General features: G+C 48.4%; 12 protein-coding genes. 11 read left to right on the top strand and 1 reads right to left on the bottom strand.

The genetic code is table 11. From position 1 onward, the window contains the following. Window positions 1-4: 4 nt before the first annotated feature. From AC5ZC7_RS13910 to AC5ZC7_RS13865, 10 genes are read left to right on the top strand one after another with little or no spacing between them, the layout of a single operon-like run. Window positions 5-319, top strand: coding sequence for a PAAR domain-containing contractile injection system baseplate protein (locus AC5ZC7_RS13910; protein WP_496161917.1), 315 nt, complete (start codon window positions 5-7; stop codon window positions 317-319). 10 nt (window positions 320-329) lie between these two features. Further along, window positions 330-767, top strand: a complete 438-nt coding sequence (locus AC5ZC7_RS13905; protein WP_496161916.1) for a gp25 family contractile injection system sheath assembly initiator — start codon at window positions 330-332, stop codon at window positions 765-767. Next, window positions 764-5056, top strand: a complete 4293-nt coding sequence (locus tag AC5ZC7_RS13900; protein WP_496161915.1) for a baseplate J/gp47 family protein — start codon at window positions 764-766, stop codon at window positions 5054-5056. Before AC5ZC7_RS13905 ends, AC5ZC7_RS13900 begins: the two co-directional genes overlap by 4 nt. 8 nt (window positions 5057-5064) lie before the next feature. Continuing rightward, a complete protein-coding gene (locus AC5ZC7_RS13895; protein ID WP_496161914.1) occupies window positions 5065-8358 on the top strand; it encodes a hypothetical protein in 3294 nt (1097 codons plus the stop codon). 11 nt (window positions 8359-8369) lie between these two features. Beyond that, window positions 8370-10334, top strand: a complete 1965-nt coding sequence (locus AC5ZC7_RS13890; protein WP_496161913.1) for a hypothetical protein — start codon at window positions 8370-8372, stop codon at window positions 10332-10334. Then, window positions 10327-11670, top strand: coding sequence for a contractile injection system tape measure protein (locus tag AC5ZC7_RS13885; protein ID WP_496161912.1), 1344 nt, complete (start codon window positions 10327-10329; stop codon window positions 11668-11670). Before AC5ZC7_RS13890 ends, AC5ZC7_RS13885 begins: the two co-directional genes overlap by 8 nt. A gap of 36 nt (window positions 11671-11706) precedes the next feature. Further along, a complete protein-coding gene (locus AC5ZC7_RS13880; RefSeq protein WP_496161911.1) occupies window positions 11707-16557 on the top strand; it encodes an eCIS core domain-containing protein in 4851 nt (1616 codons plus the stop codon). 4 nt (window positions 16558-16561) lie between these two features. Next, a complete protein-coding gene (locus tag AC5ZC7_RS13875; RefSeq protein WP_496161910.1) occupies window positions 16562-17089 on the top strand; it encodes a hypothetical protein in 528 nt (175 codons plus the stop codon). 7 nt (window positions 17090-17096) lie between these two features. Next, on the top strand, window positions 17097-18245 hold the full coding sequence (locus tag AC5ZC7_RS13870; RefSeq protein ID WP_496161909.1) for an eCIS core domain-containing protein: 1149 nt from the start codon (window positions 17097-17099) through the stop codon (window positions 18243-18245). A gap of 21 nt (window positions 18246-18266) precedes the next feature. Beyond that, window positions 18267-19685: an AAA family ATPase gene (locus tag AC5ZC7_RS13865; protein ID WP_496161908.1), complete on the top strand. Its 1419-nt coding sequence runs from the start codon at window positions 18267-18269 to the stop codon at window positions 19683-19685. Here AC5ZC7_RS13865 and AC5ZC7_RS13860 read toward each other — a convergent pair whose 3' ends face one another. Then, window positions 19686-21596 (bottom strand): hypothetical protein, encoded by a 1911-nt coding sequence (locus AC5ZC7_RS13860; RefSeq protein WP_496161907.1) that lies wholly within the window; start codon window positions 21594-21596, stop codon window positions 19686-19688. It abuts the gene before it with no gap. 111 nt (window positions 21597-21707) lie between these two features. Here AC5ZC7_RS13860 and AC5ZC7_RS13855 point away from each other — a divergent pair, with 111 nt between their 5' ends. Next, complete coding sequence (locus AC5ZC7_RS13855; protein ID WP_496161906.1) at window positions 21708-22538, top strand: 3-keto-alpha-glucoside-1,2-lyase-like domain-containing protein; 831 nt, start codon at window positions 21708-21710, stop codon at window positions 22536-22538. The last annotated feature ends 61 nt before the right edge of the window (window positions 22539-22599 follow it).

Genomic DNA, 22599 nt, shown 5'->3' with positions numbered 1-22599 from the left:
TGTTATGCCAGGAAAACCAGCAGCAAGGAACACCGATGTGCACTTTTGCCCCAAACCATTGTCGGTAACACCGTTTACTCCCATACACGGCCCCGGACAAGTGATAGCAACGGGATCGGCCAGGGTGTTCATTAATCAGCTGGCCGCCGCAGTGCAAAATGATATGTGCATGTGCGTGGAGCCAGGCAATATGATCAAAAGTGGCTCATCATCTGTATTCTTCGGCGGCCAGTCCGCCGCACGACAAATGGATGAAACCACCCATCAACCGGGAGGCATGATTCAAACAGGATCTCCCAATGTATTCATCGGAGGATAAAAACATGACTATGGAATACTTATTCTTAAATCCGCAAAACGAACAAAAAGCCTTCCTGGGAAAAGGATGGGCATTTCCACCGGCGTTCGACCGCACCACCGGAACCGTAGCCATGGCACAATATGAAGAAGATATTGACCAGAGCCTACGGATCTTATTCAGCACCAGCGTGCGGGAACGTGTATTGCAACCAGGCTATGGCTGTAACCCGGAAGACTATGTATTCTCCGCACTGAACGTAACTTTTCTCAGCTACCTGGAAGACCTCATCCGGAAAAATGTAGCCAAATACGAAGCGCGGATAAAAATTATTTCGCTCGCCATTACCCCTACTGAACTGGAAGGTACCCTGGAAATAGTGATGGACTACGTAGTGAGAACCACCAACAACAGATTCAGCATCGTATACCCATTTTATAAACAAGAGGGAACAAACGTGGAGTTATGATACTACACTGCAACACATTACGCCATCCTTTGGTACATGGCGGTACGCAACAACGCGACAGACTACTGATCAGCCTTATCCCTGAACAGCTGAAGCTCGACGATCGCAATATAGAAGAACTTATCGCCTTTGCCGGTGGACTATCTGAACACGTGCGCCACTGGGGCCCCGATAACCAGGAAGATGGCGACTGGTCTCCTTTCTGGGAATCAGATATCACCAGCCTGCTGGCTATCCTGGCCGCCACTGACCTGGACAGCCCACGTACTGCTTTTCGCTCCAAAGAAATCATGTATCGCCGCCGCAGAAAGCAGGAAGACATGGGAACGGCCAAACCCGGAGAAGAGCCCGCAGCAGCTATCCTGGAAGAGATGATAAAAAGTACCGAATTTGGTATCTATGGCCTCGCCCTCCTGGTATTGCATATCTGTCAGAAAATTCCGGCCGAACATCCCCTGAAACAGGATGTACTGAATATCATCAGCAGCATGCTTCCCGCGCCACTTTATCGCCTCATACAATTTCATAAAGCCATTGATCCCAATGCCATCAAACTGTATGAAGGGTTTATTGGCACCTACGGCTGCGCAGCTCCCTGGGGACTGAAAGACAAAGCCGCCTTTGAATGTATCGATTTCGTACTACCATATGAGTATATCGATGAACTGTGGAGTCTTTTTCTACAGTTCTACAAAGCCCTGTCCCTTATCCTGGAAAAGGTAAGAAAGGCTTTTCAGAGTGCGCTCCGCTCCAGGCATAACCACGCACCTCATATTACGCTCTATATTACTTTCCTATATCTGTTCAAACACCTGCAGGACGAACTGAACAGCCAGGTGGAAAAACATTTACTCTTTTATTACCACGATGTATTACGACTGGAAAAAAGGCAACTGGTACCAGATAAAGTACATGTAGTATTTGAGTTAGCGCTGAAGTTACCACCAGCATTGATTATCGCAGGTACAGCACTCAAAGGTGGGGTAGACAGCAATGGTGCCCCGATGAGCTACGAACTCACAGACGAACTGGTGATTTCCCCGGTGAAACTGGTGGAGCGCAGGAACCTGTACATGAAAGAAGTGATGCAAAACGGTATACCCGTTAAAACAGCTTATGCCTTACCCGCAGCCGATAAAAAAGATGGACTGGAAGAAGAATGGCCTGCCGGAACTAAAGCCTGGCGCGCACTTTCAGGAGAGGATGTGTACAACCGACTGATGTATCAGCAAAGAAAAATCCAGGGCCTGTTCGATTTTTATGACGCCCGCCCGGCAGCTGTTGTCAAAGAACAAATGAAACTCACCCATAAGCTGCAACAGTTACAGGCTTTCGCCGGATTTAGTGTAAGCAGTACAGAACTATGGCTGGCGAATGGTTTGGACCGCATGGTATCCATTGAATTTACCTGCAATGGTAGCAATGTGGTGGATGCACTGGAGAATTTTCAGATGGAAATAGCCACCGAGAAAGGGTTGATAAAATTGAACCTTTATGACACCAGTATCTCTGGAACAAGTAATACCTATAATCACACCGGTATGCCGGATGACTTGTTGAGTAAAATCCAGAACGAATTCAGGGAAGCCATCAGTGCCGCAAAACAAGCCAATGTAGGCCCGGATGCGCAATATACGTTGTACAACAGGGTACTGAAGGTAGATACCTTCAGTGGTGGAAGTGAAATTCCCAAACTGGTTGCCGGCGCTGTCACCCCCCAGGATGAAGGCACGTCATGGGTACAGCGGATCGTGATCTGGCTGCACCCTGATTTTCCAGCGGTACTACCTATAGATGAAAACACGCCTCCCTTTATCCGTTTTAAGACCACCGAAGTAAAGACGGATGATGTAACAGTGTGGCAGGCGGAGATTTTTACATATGTAGGAGAGCTGACCCAATATGCGCAATCACCTTCAGACTTCCTGGGAGAGGCAACGCAACCCGGTCAAACCGCTGTATTCTTCCGGGAAACACCACAGGGACAGGTAGAGTCCAGGAATCAACTGGTGATTGATAAGAATACCTCAGAAGTATTCATCAAATTGCAGGAACTGTTTTTTAAAGACCCCGGATATTTTTACATCCTGCATACCGGTAACGATATATTAAGTCTGGGTAATAAAGTTTTCCTGTATAATGGCAATTGGCTGGCAATACCAGAGAACGGTGGCCCTGGCATTGTGGGCTATACAGAAATAGAAGGACCATTGCTTGCTTCTTCCAAATTCCCGTTGGACCCTACCAGCAAAGTAAGTGGCTGGATTAGGATGGACGTTGCATGGGGCGGTGATAACTATTATGTACTGGATGCAGATAAGATGGTGTTTGCCTATCGTAGTAATCCCGTGACCATCACGGCGGACCAGAATATTAATCCCAAAGCCAATGGCAGACTGGCTACCCGTCACTACTTCAGTGTATTCAATTCGTTGGGTAACTGGGAAGACTTATCTGGTGAAGGAATTAGTCCTGCGCCAGTATTGACGATGCCAGAGCCTCAATTACCAATAGGACCGGAGCTGTTTGACAGATCACGTCCAAGGCCTGCGCCGGCAAATGGCAACCTGTTCCTGGGCTTCGAGCAACTGGTCCCTAACCAAACACTGTCCCTGCTTTTCAAAACGGCGCCTGGTACCGGTAACCCGGACCATTATGCCCCGGATATTGCCTGGTCTTACCTGGCAGATACCTGGGTGGAATTACCTCCCCAATACATTCTGAAAGATACCACGTTAGGGATGCAGCAAACCGGTATTATCCTCTTTCAGATTCCGGAAGACATTAAAACCGGTAGTACGGCCATCACAGGGAAAGACGGACGTACCGACCTTTGCTGGTTGCGTGCTTCTGCTATTGAAATACCGGAAGACGATGTGATGGTGGATGCACTCCCCATGCTCATTGATATACACGTAAATGCCGCAGAATCCGTGTTTACAGACCAGCAGAACACCGAAGATCACCTGGTGAATGGTATACCGGCAGGAACCATCAGCGCGCTGAAATTCAGGGACGTAAATGTAAAATCCGTTACGCAACCCTACGCTTCTTTCGGCGGACGTACCTCCGAACAGTCTGATCGCGATGGCTATCTCACACGGATACACGAAAGATTGCGTCATAAAAACCGCGCCGTGACCATCTGGGATTACGAAAGGTTACTACTGGAATCTTTCCCGGAAGTAGCCGTGCTGAAATGTTTATCGCATTCCCGTCGCATCTACACCGCAAGGCCGGGGCATGTAACAGTGGCTGCTATTCCATTCCCGGATAAAATGACGGGCAATCGTATGTTTTACCCCATATTTGAAGCGGGTGAACTGACTTCCATGAAACAATTCCTGGCCCAACGAAACAGCTATTTCGTGGGTGGCTACGGAGACCCCGGGTTTTGCTGCTGCAACGAAGATTGCGGCTGTGATGAAGAAGTGGACCGCCTCGATGTGATCAATGCCCGCTTTGAACCAGTAAGGATTAGAGTATGTGTGCGCTTTTATCCCGGGAAAGATATTCCGTACTATACCAAAGCCCTCAACGAAGCACTGAAATTGTTTTTGTCGCCCTGGGCTACCGGAAAGAAACCGTTGCTGTTTGGTACACCTATCTCCAGGACCCGGCTGTTGCAGTTCCTCGAAAACCTGGACTACGTGGATGTAGTCACAAACCTTAAAATCAAACATTTTTCTTCCCGGCAGATGGCCGAAGCATACGAAGATACGCTCGCATGGAGTGAGGTAGATGTAATAACACCCTACACCGCAGCATCTGTGCTGACTACCTACCTGGATCGCCTGAACGAAGATAACCCTAATGTCATCGATCATGATATTAACGTGATCAAAGACCATGATCGCTGCGCCTGCGGTAGCTGCGAAGAGGATCATCCACCAACACTGGTAGACGGAGGAAAGGTAGTGCCTCCGGCGGAGAACAAGGCAAATGGCAATGTACCAGCGCCGGCTCCAACACCCGCACCTGCGCCTACACCGACTCCGGCTCCAACGGACACCGCTTCGCTGAAGGCCGCGCTGACAAAAGCCTGGCAACCACGGCTTATCAATGCAGATGCCATCATGAATGCGATGATAAAAGTGTTGAATAAAGAGGTGGAGGTAAAGACATTGACTGGAAAAATTCCGGCAGACGCTACCAAAGGTGTCGCAACTGATAACGCCTATCGCATTACACCCGTAATACAAAACAATCAGGTGGCAGGGATGACCATAGACCTGGCCTTTACGCCAGGACAGTTCACCACCATCCAAATTGCTAAGCCCAAAAAATAAACTTACGTATGAGTACTTCTCTCGTCATACCTAAAAACCCCGTGTATCCGGCTTCTATGGATTGGCAGCTGCTGCGTACAGAAGGGATCCGGCATATAGAAAATCTGGGTTCGGATATCTGGACAGACTACAACCTGCATGATCCGGGCATCACCACCCTGGAAATACTTTGCTACGCCATTACTGATCTGGGCTACCGGAGTAATATGCCATCTGCAGATCTCTTTGCAGCGCCCAACAACGACTCATTTTATACCGCGGCACAAATACTTCCCTGCGCACCGGTAACGGCATTGGATCTACGAAAAATACTGATTGATATACCCGGTGTGCAAAATGCCTGGGTACAACAACTGGAAGATCCTGAAGTCCGCTTCTACTGGGCAGAAGGATTCCTCGATAACTATGCGGTAGCACAACTGAAGCCTTATATAGACCAGCTTAAGGTAACGGTTTCCTTCCCGCGGCCGGGAAACATTGATGCCAATTTACTCCTCATCATGAATGGCTGCGTGAGCGATAAAGAAAAAGAAGCTGCCAGAAAGAAATTCAGGGGAGAACTGCTGGATCGGCTGGTGAAAGATAATATATCAGATGATCTCAAGAAAGTAATGCTGCTATACATGGTGGATAATTACTACGATGAATCACTGTTCTTCCTCGAAAGCTACCTCCTCACCGTTGATCCCGATCTTCGTCCGGACCGGGAATTTGCTTCTTTGATACGCAGATTCGACAGGCTTCGCCGGGACATGGCCGGATTCTCCGGTTGGAGCCCGCTCATCGCGTTGATAGATAAAAACATTGACTTGCAGGCATTCTTTTATTTTGATCCTTTGTTATGCCTGTATTTTTCCGGCAGCCTCCGCATCGGCGAACTGCCCGCAAAAGATCAGCCCGCAGAATACAACCTCTTTCAACCACAAGGTATTTACAGCATCACACTTCGCCTGGAAGAAGATTATGTAGGTGACGAAGCTGATATTATTGCAGAAGCTAAAAAACGATTACACCGCGTACGCAATCTCAGTGAAGACATTCACCCGGATGTGCATATAGCCGACACTGTGGGAATGGGACTGGACCTTGCACTGGAATTGGATCCTGCCGCAGATAAATGGGCGGTGCTGGCAAATGTATACCGTGCCGTAGAACATTATCTGTCGCCGGTAATTCGTTTCTACAGCCTGGAAGAAATGATGAACCGCTACGCGCAGTTTGAAATAGACAACGATGTAATCGCCACCCTGCAAAATGCACAGTTACCAGACGAACTGGTAACCGCACTGCAAAGCATGCTCAACATACGCATCACCGGTGATGCCGCTTTCCAGGCAGCCATCGCCAACATATGGGATAACACGGCGGTATCAGATTATTACAACGATGTATTTATTGCGGCTAAAAAATATTACAACGCCGATCCGGTATACCAGGGACCACTGCTGCAAAACGGTTTTATCGACGATGCCGAATTGCTGGCCGCACAACCCCGGCAAACGGTTTACCGCTCTGACCTCTACCAGCTCATCGCCGCAATAACAGGCGTGGTACAGATCGACCGGCTGAATATGTATTTATGCAGCGATGATAACAGCAATGCAAGCGCCGAAAAATGGTGCCTGGCACTGGATTGTAAATGCCTTCCTGCCCTGAGCATCGACTGTTCGGCTTTTGCAGTGGTTGCCCATTACAAAGAAGTACCGGTAGACATGCTCCGGCTTAAAGAATACCTGGACGTACATCCGGATAGCACCACCAAGATTAACCGGCAGCAACAACAGGACCTTCCTGTACCCGATGGACGGATACTGACAGACCTGACCGATTTTACCAGTATACAGGAAGACTTCCCCCGTACCTACAAAATCGGCAATACCGGTATTTCTAAAAAACAACCGGACCTCCGCCAGGCGCAGGCCAAACAACTGAAAGGATACCTCTTCTTTTATGACCAGTTGCTGGCAAATTACCTGACACAACTATCGGCTGTGAAGACGCTTTTTTCCGTGAAAAGTGATGCCACTACCATGTACCAGGCATTGTACAACATCCCTGGTATAAAAGAAATATTGCTGGACTATAAAGGTGCACAGGTGGTGGATTCCACACTCAATAAAGTGAATCCGGATCCTGAATGGGACGCCTTTAAGGCAGATCAACATAATGCGTATGTGACGGCATTACAACAACTCACCTCCGGCAGTGATACCGATCAGCAACTCTACCAGGATCGTTTGCTGGATCATATGTTGGCCCGTTTCGGAGAACAGTTCACCGACTACGCCCTGCAATTGTACCGGATTGAAATGCCGCTTTCCGACGGGGATGCCTGGGCAATAGATGAAGGCCTCACAGAAAGTATTGCCGACAAGCAGCGCTTCCTGCAACAGGTACCAGCATTGGGTGCTAAAAGGGCCAGCGGGTTTGTATACCAGTTCGATAAAGATGAATTCCGTTACTGGAAAACAGATAATGTAGAAGGAGTACGTAAACGCGTATGCGCCATATTAGGCATGCAGGACGCTACCCGTCACACCATTACCTGTGAGCCCGTGTTTGAAGTAGGTGTAGGGGAAACAGATAACCAGGGTAATGCCAGTGCGGAAACAGAATATGTATTCTATATCCGGCCACAAGGCTCAACTGGCGCACGTTTGCTGGTAAGCACTGAACGCTTCAGGAGCTTTGAACAGGCTAAAAAAGCCCGGCTCGATTTCCTCAACAGGGCAGGAGACAGCAGCGCCTATGATATTGTAGATGATAACGTAGTAGGTTTCTGGCTCAATGTGCCGCCTGCTTCCCGTACCGTTAAAAATGCGCTGATGCTGGAACCATCCCCAGGTAGGGATGGCGCAGCCAAGCGGCTGGAATACCTGCGGGAACTGGCATCCGGCAATTGCAACGATGATAGCTTCCACCTGCTGGAACACATTCTCCTGCGGCCACGTAATACTACCTTCACGCAATGGCTGATGCCCATGATTGCCTGCCCGGACGATATCAGTCTGCTCGACCCATACTCTTTCTGGATTACCATTGCATTACCGGATTGGGCTGATCGTTTCCAGGACAGCGACCGCCTGGAAGTATTTATGCAAACCCTTCGCCGGGAAATGCCGGCACATCTTTCCGTACGCTATGTGCTGTTGAGTAGAACGGATATGCTGGCCTTTGAAGCAGCGTACAACGAATGGATAAAACGGCTCTGCACCAAAGGACAACCCAACCTGGCTGAAGCCAACGATGCGCTGGTAACGCTGATGAACAACTGGAAAGACACTCAGATTCATTATTTCTAACAACAGTATTCATGAAAGAACATATTGATACCTGTTTTGCCGGCAACGGCGTAGTATGTGGAACAGAAGTACACGTAAATTCAGATTGCTCCATCGATGTGTCAGAAGGTACCGTGATATTACCAGATGGCACCATATTACATACCCCGGAGAAAAAGTTCCGCTATTATGTAAAACCATTACCAACTGTACCCGGTAGTGGGGAGACGAATACCTCCGCATGGACTACCGTAAGTCAGTTTATGCTCGCCTATTTGAAACTGGACAAACTGGATCCCCAACACATGCAGTTCCTGCTCCTGGCCCCGGATAATGCACCACCCGATACAATCGACTCCCTCAAACAACAACATCCCGACGATATACCTGAACGGAATCTGAACCGGGATAAAATTATGTTACTGCTGGCATTGCCCGGTGATGTGGAAGCTGGTCCGCAGTTATACTGGATACTCGTTACCCGCAATGCAATGGCTCGCGTAGCCGGAATAGAAGCACCCGCACCCGATGATGACCAGTCGCTTTTCTCCAACAATTTTTCTCCGGATGATATTGATATTCCGGCAGTAGATCGTTTTCTTCGCCCGGTATTGCAATTGCCGCTGTTAACCATGCCCCGCTTTGGTTACAAAAAGCTGGCTATCGTGAATCCGGCAATAGGCTTGAAGGAAAGCAACCTGCAACCACCTTTTCAAAATGTAAAAGCGTATGCAGATATTTTCTTTGAGTATAAAGCTATTATCGACGACTATCAACAAATATTCCGCGATGCCCTGAAATTATTACATGATCTTTTTGGCCCGCTGCTATCTCATAAAGGAGCTGCTTACCTGGAACAGTACCGGAAAATGCTGGTGCTTAAACTGAATGCTTTTTATGAGGAAGGGTTGCACTTGTTTTATATTCAGTACATATACGATTGGCTGCGGGATCTCACCACGGCCTATAATGAGCTGGTGTTAAAACTCAACGGCTTCCGCGGACAATGCACCTGCACAGCGCTCACAGAAAAAGATGCTACCGGCCTCGTGGTGCTGCTGGGCCCGGTGTTGGGCGGTCGCAGCACCTATCAACCGCTGATATTCCGCGATTTGGCGCTGACCGCCGAAAAGGATGCCACCATCCGCGAAGTACGCTGCATGCACTGGCGCATAATGGTGATGATACGCACGTTTGACCTGCCTTTCCTGCACCTGGAGAAAGTATTGGCTACCTCCAACGATACCATAGAAGACAAACTTGATTCTACCGACTACTGGGAATCGCTTGCCAAACCGGATGATCCCGATCCGTTCCAATATCTGCCTATAAAAGTAACGCCTACACGCAGTAGCGCAGAAACATTGGGGAAAACCGCTATTCCTTACTACTATCCGCTGGATAGCAACAGTGCTTATTCCGTACACCAGTTCTGGGACTATGAAACCACCGTGTTGCGGCGTACCGATACCTTATTGTCGTATAATGCCTATCCGGGCAATGACGATAAGGCCTCTACCGATGTCAGCAATGATAGCTACAGCACCCGCCCGGAAGTATTGATGCCACTGGCATTTAACTTCGAGCCACGGCATTGGTTGCGGGTAGAAGGGCATATCGGCAAAACCATCACGCTGAACAGCGATAACAAAGACTGCTGGCTCAATGGCTTTGACCTGGTTAAATACTTGTTGTCATACAACCTCTGTATAGACGTCATCGCGGTGGATATACACAGTACCACAAACATCGGGCTGCTGCCTTATATGCTTGGGCTGGAACACCGGCCGGCATTACAACAGGGCCAAACGCTGGTGCTGGTATATACCAATGAAGATGAGCAGATAGAACTGAATGAATGTATTCATTCTGACCGGGCAGAAATAAAAGCCTTCACTATCGTGAGCGATTTTATGCTCCCGTACAAGGTGAGTTGTTGCGGTATCCAGTACCTCGACTACTACGTGATGAATCAACAACCCCAACCACGTGCCTGAGCAACAACATATCATTAAACGGATGGAAGTACAGGTAAATGCTTCTGAACCAAAGCTGGCAGGCCAACTGCAACAGCAGTTGGGTTACCGCTTACATACTGCTGCTTTCACGGCACAACTAACCGCATTGTTGGATGGCCTGGTAAATGAAGGGGAGTATGTTGAAATTCCGGCGATTTCAATTTCACTGCAATGCACCAACGAAAACGACTTTCATACACAATTGCTGTCACAACTGGCGATAGCTATCCGGCAACAACTCAGTACCCAACGCGCAGAGAATATTATTATTCCGGACAGCGCTGAATATACGCTGGCTGTGCAACTGTTTTTTCTGAAATACGGGATCCGGGCATTTGACAATGGAAGTGAAGTTATTGTTGCTTTACAGGAAGCATTACGCGCCTTGCCCTACAGCGCACAACCGGAAGTTGAACAACTCCTGAAAGCCGCTGGCAAAGAAGATCCGGTAGTGTGGATGCGCCTGTATTATTTGCTGGGGGCTGTTGGAATGAAACAGTTTTTTCTACGCACGTTTTCCTGCGGGGAGGCCGTATTACAAGAGTGGATCATACAAGCGCTGGCCCGCGCCGGAAAAAGTGTATTGCCTTCAGCAACAGGAAGTGCAGCAAATGCTACTACTACCACAACCACCAACACCTCGGCGGCGGTTGCGTTGCCCGATGCCCCCGTTTGGGCGGCTTTGTTTCAACGGGCAGCAGGAAATAGTATAGCCGGCAGCGTTAGTGCTACCCATGAAAAAGCAGCCGGTACCAAGCTGGATATCCCAGCCACCATCGATACGATTACGAATAAAGTAGGTAACCTCACGGAGCAGTTGAAGCGCGGACTGCAAATTGAAAACGCCGGACTGGTATTGCTTTGGATGGAGTGTGGGCGGTTGTTCAGAACACTCGGTTATGTGGCAGACCGGCAATTCGTAGACGAGGCGGCCCAACAGCGGGCTATCCTGCTGCTACACTATATCTGCTATGGGCAGAACGATGTAGCAGGTGAAGCACATTGGGTACTCAATAAGCTGCTTTGTAACTGGCCCCTGCATTTGCCGGTAGACCCCGCGCTGGCTCCCGATGACGCTGCACAACAGGCGGCTGCTACCATGCTGGCAGACTACCTGGAAGCATGGCGCAAAGACCGCAAATTTTCTGCCGACTGGTTCAGCACTGCCTTCCTGCAAAGAGAAGGACAATTATCCCAGCGCAGTGATGGCGCCTGGATATTGACGCTCCAGGCACGAACAGAAGATATTCTCATCAACAAAGTATCCATGGTAAAATATGCCTGGATGCCTCAAATATTATACGTGCAGTGGTAAAATATGTCGCTGCATTTAATTCATTGAAGTAACCCTATGAGCGAAAGTGCTGTTCATAACGCAACTCCCACTACCGGTCTGAAAACCGGTAAACTTTTCCGGAAGGAAGAGTCCGGGCAGCGCCATGCCGCTCAACAAACAACTCCTTTTTTTGCCGCTACGGTGTCCCGCGATGTAGATACTGCCGCCGATACACACGCCCTGCAAGCCTTATTTATTCCGGGTATTCACCGGTCGCTAACTGGAAAAAAACTTCAGGCAAAACATACGAATGGTGAACAATCACAGACCCTTAAACGGGCCGCGTTTGTGCAAGCCAAATGCGCAGAATGCGAACACGAGGAAATAAAACGCAACCCCTCAGAAGAAGAGCCGGTACAGGCGAAGTGCGCAGAGCATCTGACAGAAGATGAACTGAAACGTTTACCCGCGGAAGAAGAAGCTCCCATACAAGCCAAATGTGCAGAATGTGAGCACGAGGAGATAAAACGTTATACAGCACCGGAAGAAGCCCCTATACAGTCGAAGTGCGCAGAACATGAAACGGAAGATGAACTAAAACGTTCACCCGCGGAAGAAGAAGCCCCTATACAGGCAAAGTGTGCAGAACACGAAAGGGAAGATGAACTGAAACGTTCACCGGCGGAAGAAGAGGCGCCCATACAGGCGAAATGTGCAGAATGTGAGCACGAGGAGATAAAACGTTATACAGCACCGGAAGAAGCACCAATACAGGCAAAGTGTGCAGAACATGAAGCGGAAGATGAACTGAAGCGTTCTCCCGGAGAAGAAGAAGCGCCTATACAAACAAAATGCGCTGCTTGCGAGCAGGATGAAAAGCTGCATACCAGCCTGGATGAATCCACCGCACCTGCTGTGGCGATGCGGATACAACCCAGTCTTAAAGTAGGCAAACCGGATGATCCCAATGAAATAGAAGCCGATCGCATGGCAGAGAAGGTATTGCGTATGCCTGTTTTGTCTTTCACCGGTGGCGGTGGTGCCCGTCCGCCAGGCGATGGCAGCAATAACATTCACCGACATGAAGAAGAAGGAGAGGCTATTGCCACCAAACCCGTACGCGGACTTCAACGCGCCGGTGATGGCAGTTTCCGCACCAGCGACACCTTTGCCACCCGTTTGAAAACAAGCGCACCGGGAAGTCCATTGGCAGCACCCGTGAAGCAACAAATGGAAACAGCCTTTCAGGCTGATTTCAGTGCGGTACGTATTCACACCGGCACAGAAGCAGCTGCCCTCAGCCACGAAATAGGCGCCCAGGCATTTGCTTATCAGCATCATATTTATTTCGGAGAAAATAAATACCAGCCGGAATCTACCTCCGGCCGTTTTCTGTTGGCCCATGAACTGACCCATACCGTCCAACAGGGTGCTGCTAAAACCGTACAACGTGATGAGGAAAACGGGGAGGAAAAGAAAACCTCGTGGACAGATACATTGCTCAATGGCGCCGATTCCATACTGGCATCTCATTTACCTCCTGATATATACGAGTTTTATAAAGACGTAAAATCACAGGGCGTTTTCGGTTATATCAAAAACGCTTTATTCGGTCTCTTCAGGGAGCTGTTCAATGGTCTCGGATTTTCTGATGAGCAGTTCATGCTGATTATCCAGATTTTTATTCACCTGAAAAATCAGCTGCCGGTGATCCTCAACGGCCTGTCCAAAGGAGATTGCAAGCCTTTGTTTGATGCACTGAACCTGCTTTCTGTGGTAGTGAAAGCCATTGCCGGCGCCGTTTGGGATCGCGTGATGGAAGCCATTGAGCCGTTGCGGCTATGGCTCAATAAAATATGGGATACATACATGACGCCTGCTCTGGATAAGGTCACGGCCTTCGCGGGTAAAGTATGGGACCGTATCAAAAATTTCGGACGATGGATCTGGAATAAATTCGATGCCATCATTATTCAACCCTACCGCGATGCCTGGGCCTGGATTTGTAAAAAACTCGGTATCGATAATTCCGAGGAAGGTGGTTTTATGGACTTCGTATCTGCCAAACTGGGCGAAGCATGGCAGTTTATTAAAACACAATTACGCCCGGTAATAGAACCTATACAGGCTGTCATCAGCGGCATTGGCGCGATGATCAACATGGACGCCATCCGCAAATTACAGGAGGACGCTACGCAATGGCTGGATAAGGTAGCAGATACCGCCACCGCCATGGGCAACGATGATGATGCGGTAGCCAACAAACAAACCTCTCTCCGCGATGTATTGCTGCCTGCGCTGAACAAATCGATAGACCGCATCAAAGTAACCATTATCGCCGCCGGACAATGGGTACTGGAGAAAGTAAATAATATAGCCGTTAACGTAAGTACATTCTTTAACGGCCTTCAAAGCAATGAATACCTCGGACCCGTATACTCCCTGGTGAGCTGGGTACCTAAAACAATTGCCAGTGTGAAAGACTGGGCGGAGGATAAGGTGGTGTGGATGTTTGACAAGATTTACCAGGGAATGGAGGATGTACGCGGCTTCATGCAACGGGTCATCGACATGTTGCTGAAGCTGGTGGCTGTAGCAGGCAATGTACTGGACTTCCTGGGCGACTTCATTCTGGGTCCGCTTAACCTGGTACCCAAGTGTATCAAGGATCCCATTACGAACTGGCTCACGGAGGTCATCCTCAAGAAGATTCCGGTGATTGCAGAATTCATCGATCTGAAAGAAAAATGGCCCCAGATCAGGGCTGCAGCACTTACTGTGATACAACAGGTGTTTGTGGATGGTAAGCTGGCGAGAGGACTCTGGACATTTTTCCGTAACCTCCTGAGCTTAATCGGCATCGATCCAACACTCGTTACTGCCGTAATAGCCAAGGCCGCGCATAATTTCTCCGACATCATCAAAAAGCCGGGTGAGTTCCTGAAAAATGTATGGAACGTGATCAAAGGCGGCTTTGTACGTTTCTATGATAACCTGGGCACACATATGCTGCATGGCGCATTGGAATGGTTGTTTGGAGAAGTGAAGGGCGCCGTAGCGGTAGCTCCTCCGTCCGATTTTAGCTTGAGCAGCATACTGGGGTACGTATTGGATCTCTTTGGCATCAACCTGGAAAATGTATACAAACGGATGGAAGAACATCCGAGGATCGGAAAGGAACGGGTGGCCAAAATGCGGAAGATGCAGGGCATGTTAACCGGCGCGCTGGAATGGGTCACCGTTTGGATAAAAGAAGGTGCAGCAGGCTTGCTTCGTAAGGCCCAGGAAAAACTGGAGGATCTTAAAGATATGGTGATCAGCGGTATTGTTAGCTGGATATCAGAGAAAATATCCGCGGAGATTATGAAGCGCCTGGCTACCAGTGCAGATCCACTGGGTATAGGTGCTACCATCAATACCATTATCCTCATTTATGATACCATGAAAGAGGCCATCGCCTACGCTAACCGTATCCTGAACCTGGCCAACCAGGCGATGGATAACCTCGCGGAAATCATCGGCGGTAAACTGGATCATGCACAGAAAGCATTTGAAGACGTATTGGCAAAGGCTGTACCGGTAGTAATAGGATTTTCGGTAGAAGTCATTATTGGCCCTGTTGGCGATAAGATCAAAGAAATCGTGACCGCCGGCCGCACAAAGGTAGATAGCGCTATAGACTGGCTCATCAATGGTGCCATCAGCGTAATAGATAGCTTGCTTAAAATGGGTAAATCTGCCCTCAATAAAGTATTGGGCTGGCTGGGTATACGTTCAGAATTTAAAGCAGAAGATGGAGAAACACATAGCCTCTCCTTCAAAGGCACCGAAAACAGTGCAGAGCTGATCGTACAAAGCACGCCCAAGAAATTTGAAACCTGGTTAAACGCTATTGTTATCGATAAACCGAAAAGCCCGGAAGGCAAGAAAATGCAGGACCGGAAAGACAAGGCGATAAAGAAATATGACCAAATTAAGCTGGCTGAAAAGAAACCAACAACGCCTAAGTATACCGACGACGATAAAGAAAGAGATATCGTGAAGTTGATGGACGACCTGGGCGCTATCATAGGACCGTTGTTTAAATATGATATTTCAGCGAAGAATATCGATCCTGAATTGACCCTCAACCCGGTTAACTCAAATCAGTATGCTACCTACATGCATGCAAAGAAATTAACGAAGAAAAATCCGTTGAAAGGTAGTGAACCGGATGTAAATGAACCAGCCACGTATAAAGATATCAAACGAAGGAAGAAAGATAATGGACCTTACTATATTCTTGGTCACCTGCTCAACCAGAAGCTGGGAGGTACCGGTAAAGACATGAAGAACCTTACTCCGCTGACGGTACAGGCGAATGCAGATCACCGCGACCTGGTAGAACAAAACGTAAAGAACTTTGTGACTAAAGGATCTATTGTAGACTATGAAGTAGTACCGAATTATGGAAGAAGTGCACTGCCGGCGCTGACGCCTGCTGAGAAGGCGAAAATAGGTAACGCAAAAGAAGTAGCAGACGTGGAAAGCATCCGGAGAGGAGAGCAGTTTGTTCCAAAGTCGCTCCATTGCAAAGCGATATTGGTAGATCCTGATCAAACCGTTGCCAAACCCATCATCGAAAAAACGATCAATAATAAGATTGATGACCGGGCAGATCATTATGCGCTAAAAGAACGGGATAAAGATCCGGTATTCCTGGATACCGCCACTGCGAAAGAAATGGTAAAAGGAATAGATGGTATGAAAGAAGATTGGGCGAAAGCGATTGTTAAAATTATGAAAGACAGGGGTACTGTACGCTTCGATTCTTACGACCGCCTGATCGAATATAAACTGAAAGGTAAGTATGTATTTAGCAAGAGAGAAAGAGACCGGCTGACAGTTATCCTGGCGCCATCACATATTAAACTTTATACAACCTGATATTATGCGAAGCTTCATTCAAATGTTACTGGCACTGCTCACACTCACCGTCATGATCTGGGTGGTTTGGCAGGGATACCTGCTCCTCCGGCAGGAGCAACTGGGCCTGGAACCTGCAACCCGGGCTATCGTTGTTATCTTTGCGGCGGTGGCCGTGATCTGCACGTTCATTCTCAGTAACGCTATTGGTACCCATGGGGATAAAATCCTGAAAGGAAAACAATTCAACCATCGAATAAGCCTATACGAAAAATGCCTGGATAGCTGGCAGGTAGTGGTAGATGACCTGGAAGAAGAACCAGATGTAAGGGTAAAACTAAATGTCCGGGAGCTGGAGGCGCAGCTGGTATTGATGGCCTCTGCTAAAGTAATCAGGGCATTCCGCGAATTACAGGAGGCTGCGGCTACAGACGGGGTATTTGCTGATACCACGGTAGCCGCCCGGGAACGGCTGCTGCTGGCCATGCGTGAGGACATCGGGCTGCCGGCCGACTATTTCGTAAAAAAAGAAATGCAACATCTCTCTAAATAATAATACCATGGCTGTAAAAAAACAACTGCGCCGAAAAAAGAAAAAAGGAGAAGGAAGGCCGGTGCAGCAATTCTTCCAGGCCGAGCCGTCGCAGGAAACAAACGAGCACCATTCCACCTTTTTCCCGCCCGGAGCAAAGCCCCAGGCCAAATTAACCGTAAGTACGCCTGGTGATTCGCAGGAACAGGAAGCCGATAAAATGGCGGATAAAGTGGTGCAACGGTCAATAGACAGGCATATTGCTAAGAAGGAAGGTGCCGGTCCACATCGGTCGGCTTTGCCCAAAGGGAGGGTTAACGCAAACAGCATCGCTAACGGAAACGGACAAACGTTGCCTACCGGTACAGTAACAGAAATGTCTGGTAGCTTCGGGTACGACTTTGGTAAAGTACGCATCCATACCGGGCCGGAAGCGCAGGCGGCAGCCACAGAACTGCAAGCCCAGGCATTTACTTATGGTGGTGAAATTTATTTCAACAAAGATAAATATAACCCCGGCTCCCGCGAAGGTAAATGGTTGCTGGCACATGAACTCACCCACGTGGTACAGCAACAGGGATCTGCATTGGAGGTGGTGCAGAAAAAGGATATCCCAAATATTTCAACGCCGGTGCCAAAGAAAATGAAAACAGATACCGATGCCGCCGGCGACGTTGTAGATGCCACCGGACAGGTAGGCCGGGTGAAGGTGATTATATTGCCCGATACCACCGGCCCGGTGCCGCCGGGTAAATCTGCCGTCACCAACATTTCTTATGTGGCTGGTGGCCCGCCTTCCTACGAAACTAAAAATGATAAAATTTCAAAAATCATCGGGAAGGCTACATTGGAAATTACCATTCAAACGGTGTATGCCCCTGAAGCAGATCCAAAGTCTACTTCCATCTATGGACGTGGCACTACCAAAAAAGATAAAAAGAGTGGCCATACCACCTTGCGCTTCCACGAAGGCAGCCATGGCACTTTTGCACTGAACTACCTGGCCAAACATAAAGTGCCTTCGTTTACCGGCGCCGTCGGACAATCGACCGATAAGTATATCGCCGCAGGCGATAAATACACGGAAAAGGTAGCGGAATATATGGCGAAACTGGACGCGGCCAATAAGAAGGCAGTGGATTGCGTCGGTACCAAAGATGCTGATTGTACCCCTTAATGACCCTGAAAATTTTATAGCATGTATTGGAAGAAAAAAGAAATAACAGCTACACCATCAGAAACGCCTGAAATGAATATCCCCGGCGTAGAGGGACAATCTTTTCTCGCCACCTCTATGTCAGTGCTGATCAACATAGCCGCTGCCAGGCTGGATCATTATTTCGGCAGGAAAGAAGAATTTGAACAGCCACCTTTCGAATTAACAGATGACGACTCCCCACTGGCGAGATACGTAATTGATCACCATCTTTCCGTGGAAGAATATATTATACTGATGCTGGCAATCTCTCCACACGTACATCCGGATCTCTTCACATCATTGATCCGGCAATACCTGCCTAAAGGAGGCGATTTTCCGGAGTTTGGCGGCGTGAAAGGCACCAACTACCGCGGCATCATTCCTACCGGCGAAACAGCCCTTTTCCTGCTGGCCGGCATGAATATGGACATGCGCATGCACTATGCCTCCTGGCTGAAAGGAGAGGTATATGGCGGCAGGATAAACGGCAGCGCCATTGAACGGCCTACTATTTTCCAGTCGGGCGTTATTACCCTTGAAGATATACGAGAGGGAGAACCAGAAATGAGCGGCCGCCTGCTCTTATCTCAATCAAGACTCGCGGAATTCCTGACCGGCAGGAAATGGCGCCCCTCTTTTGGCTCTAATTTCCCGGCTACTTTGCTGGAAACAAAAATGGAATGGAACGACGTGGTGATATCCCGGCAAACCGATCGGGAACTGAAAATGATTCGCCACTGGCTTCAGTTTAATCATCGCATTACAGCAGATGCCAACTTAGGCAGAAGAACGAAACCCGGCTACCGGGCACTGTTCTACGGCCCGCCAGGCACCGGGAAAACATTAACCGCCAGCTTGCTGGGTAAGCAATTCGGGCTGGATGTATACCGCATCGATTTGTCGATGGTAGTATCCAAGTATATCGGGGAAACAGAAAAGAACCTGCAACAGGTGTTTGACAGGGCAGAAGACTGGATCCTTTTTTTTGATGAGGCAGATGCTTTATTTGGTAAGCGTACCAATGTACAATCTGCACACGATCGTTTTGCAAACCAGGAAGTATCCTACCTGCTGCAAAAAATTGAGGAACATCCCGGATTGGTAATCCTGGCAACTAACTTCCGCAACAACATGGACCAGGCCTTTATTCGCCGCTTTCAAACCGTGGTGCCTTTCAATCCGCCTAATGAGCAGGAAAGCCTGGTGCTGTGGAATAATACGATGCCGGCAAATATCCCATGGAGCGAAGATATCAGCCTGCAGGAACTGGCCCGCAAGTATGAACTCACAGGCGCCTCTATCCTGAATATTGTACAATCAGCGTCTATTCGCGCGTTGTCTGAAGACCGCCCCATCGGCACACAAGACCTGCTGGAAGGTATTCAGCATGAATATTATAAAAACGGGAAGTCGGTGTAACTAATCCTCCGCATTCACCGAATCCGGTATCGTATATCCGTTGTTGTAAGGTACCACAAACTTCCACAAAGGATTTTTGCTATTGTTGCAACGATAGTTTTCAATGATCAGATCATATACCCGTTTGCCATTTTTTTCAAACCGGTATTTGGTTTCGGAGCACCGGATGTTATCCTCACCACTGCCATTGTCATATTCGAAGTCGGTGTCGATATGCGTGAGCGGTTGTAGCTTGCCCTGGTGTAAGGCTACCAGGTCTGCCCAGGATCTGCTTTCGCCCATATGGGTAAGTCCTCCTTTCAGGACAATAGCGAGGTGTTCATCTCCTATGCGTAGTAGTTTTGCAAAATGGCCGGAGTAGCCGTACATGCCACCTCCGCCGGCATTCAGCAGGAAGGTTTGCAGCTGCCATTTATCAGCAGGTTTGCTAAACAACAGTATATCACACCAGCCGGTGGAGGCTCCGTATTGCGGTCCTTGTGTGGCGAAGACGGCAATGCAGTACAGCGTTTTACCATCCTTAAAAAATCGCAGGGAATCGAGGTGCCGTTCCATCCGGTCGTTTTCACTGCCAACGGGAGAAACCATGGAAACGGTGTCATATACGGCTTTGGACAAACGGAGTACCTGTGCTTCGGTTAAATCGGGAGGAGGGGCCAGGTTCAGGTTCCAGTTGTCAACAGGGCGCGTGCTGCTGATGAGTTTAATCCCTGCTATTTTCCAATCGTCTCCTTTACGCTGTAGCTGGAACTGTTGTACAAAGGTACCGCTGCCATTGGCAGGATCTTCCACATACATGGTAGCGGTCACCGGCACGGTGTTTTGTCCAATGAGTAGCGGAGCTGGTTCCATTTTCAGCATCCTGGCGGCCGTAATGCCGCCATAGGCGTTGGTGCTGGAAAATTGCGCCACGGTGCCCCAGCGCCCGCCCGTGAGGTAACTGTAGGCCGTTGGAAACCGTTGCTGGTCCAGCGCGGCTACGAAAGAGTCAACAACTTCTGTAGGTAACAGCGGCGCCTTGACTACCGGCATGTTGGTAGCGGTGGTAGTAAGTACGTCGTTGCCTGTCAGGTAATAAGTAATGGTACGAAACGCAGTGTATTGTGGCTTGTCATTCTGCAAAACGGCTTGTTTTAGCCAGTTGCCCTGCGCATCGTATTCATACTGATAAGTACGTACGGTGGCTGTTTTCTGACTGCTGAGAGTCATCGCGGAAATATCGCCTTGCGGGTTCATTTCCATGCCGCTGAAGTTATTTTGCTCCGGCGTTTTTGCGTAGGTGATACGGCTTTTGTATACCTGGCCTTTGTTGTCGAATTCGTTTTGGTAAAGGATGTCAGCGGTAGGACTGACCATATGTTGTTCTGTCAGGTTGCCGTTTTTGTTATACGCATAAGTGTATTGGGTAACGGTTTTATCCAACAGGGAATTTTGCGCATTGCTGGTAATCATTCCTTTTTTATTGTATTCGAACGTTTCTTCTGTGATCACGGTACGCCGGTTTTCGTCGTGGTAGCCGTAGCTGCTGATCTTTTGCAGGCGGCCTTCCGCATCATAGGAGTATACTTTTTTCTGAAAGCCCGTAATGCTATCTAAGCGGTTGTTGGCATAATAATACCTGCTATCGGGCGTGCTCTTATCCTTATTGCTATAAAAACCTCTTTTAAGTAGCAGGCCTTCCCGGTTAAATTCCATTTCAATGCAATTGAAGGTGGACATGTTTTGCCCTTTGTCGTCGAAGCCAAAGCTGCATTCCTTCACTGATTTTACAGTGCCGCGGAGTATCCAGTCTTTTGTGGTAATGGCGCCACGTGTAGTGGAAGCTTGTTTCCGTAGGTTATCATTGATGTCCTGTGCGTGCACGGTGAGGGATAACAAACCTATTGCCGCTAATGCTACCAGCTTATTCATTAATATATTCCAGTTTGAACGGTTTCAAATATAGGAATAAATAAACCCTTTCATTCTTTGCATTAAAAAGTTATTTTGTACGCTGATTCAAAATTATAACTGCAGATCTATATGAAGAAGTACTATTTTCCACGTATGATGCTGGCACTGACGCTAAGTTGTGGTGCGATGTCCTGTTTTCACGCGTCTACAAAAGATAGCCCCGAACAAGATAAAAAAGGCCGGTGGGTATCCCTTTTCAATGGAAAGGATATGAACGACTGGATCGTGAAAATTCATCACCATGAAGTAGGAGAGAACTTTGGTCATACTTTCCGTGTGGAAGATGGCATCATCAAAGTGAGGTATGATGAGTACGGCGACTTCAACGAGCAGTTTGCCCATTTGTATTATAAAAAGCCATTTTCTCACTACCACCTGAAATTTGAATACCGGTTTGTAGGCAAATGGTGTCCTACGGCGCCGGAATATACGCTGTTGAACAGCGGGGTGATGTTCCATTCGCAGGATCCGCGTACGATGCCGAAGGAGCAGGACTGGCCTATCTCTGTAGAAATGCAGTTGCTGGGCGGTTTAGGAGATGGCAAACCCAGACCTACCGGTAACATGTGTTCCCCGGGTACCAACGTAGTATATAAAGGGCAGATTGAACCGCTGCACTGCCTGGAGTCTACCTCCAAAACATATGAAGGGGAGCAATGGGTACGGGGTGAGCTGATTGTACTGGGAGATTCCCTGGTAACACATATCATCAACGGCGATACCGTATTACAATATTCCAAACCACAGATTGGTGGCGGGGTTGTAAATAATTATGATCCGGCAATTAAGATAGACGGGAAGTTGTTATCCGAAGGGTATATTGCATTACAGAGCGAGGGCCAACCGGTTGATTTCAGGAAGATAGAAATCATGGACCTGTCTCCCAAAAAAAATAAATAACGATGACATTAAAAAAGCGACTTCCTTTTCAGGGGAAGTCGCTTGCATCATTGGATCGGCT

It is taken from the genome of Chitinophaga sp. 9-1-y (genome assembly GCF_059511905.2).
This window is presented reverse-complemented; position numbering and strand designations above follow the sequence as displayed.

Bases quoted from the DNA above. Each gene is read 5' to 3' on its own strand.
- AC5ZC7_RS13890 (WP_496161913.1), top strand. From the start codon at position 8,370: ATGAAAGAACATATTGATACCTGTTTTGCCGGCAACGGCGTAGTATGT.
- AC5ZC7_RS13875 (WP_496161910.1), top strand. From the start codon at position 16,562: ATGCGAAGCTTCATTCAAATGTTACTGGCACTGCTCACACTCACCGTC.
- AC5ZC7_RS13900 (WP_496161915.1), top strand. From the start codon at position 764: ATGATACTACACTGCAACACATTACGCCATCCTTTGGTACATGGCGGT.
- AC5ZC7_RS13905 (WP_496161916.1), top strand. From the start codon at position 330: ATGGAATACTTATTCTTAAATCCGCAAAACGAACAAAAAGCCTTCCTG.
- AC5ZC7_RS13870 (WP_496161909.1), top strand. From the start codon at position 17,097: ATGGCTGTAAAAAAACAACTGCGCCGAAAAAAGAAAAAAGGAGAAGGA.
- AC5ZC7_RS13860 (WP_496161907.1), bottom strand. From the start codon at position 21,596: ATGAATAAGCTGGTAGCATTAGCGGCAATAGGTTTGTTATCCCTCACC.
- AC5ZC7_RS13895 (WP_496161914.1), top strand. From the start codon at position 5,065: ATGAGTACTTCTCTCGTCATACCTAAAAACCCCGTGTATCCGGCTTCT.
- AC5ZC7_RS13880 (WP_496161911.1), top strand. From the start codon at position 11,707: ATGAGCGAAAGTGCTGTTCATAACGCAACTCCCACTACCGGTCTGAAA.
- AC5ZC7_RS13855 (WP_496161906.1), top strand. From the start codon at position 21,708: ATGAAGAAGTACTATTTTCCACGTATGATGCTGGCACTGACGCTAAGT.
- AC5ZC7_RS13910 (WP_496161917.1), top strand. From the start codon at position 5: ATGCCAGGAAAACCAGCAGCAAGGAACACCGATGTGCACTTTTGCCCC.
- AC5ZC7_RS13865 (WP_496161908.1), top strand. From the start codon at position 18,267: ATGTATTGGAAGAAAAAAGAAATAACAGCTACACCATCAGAAACGCCT.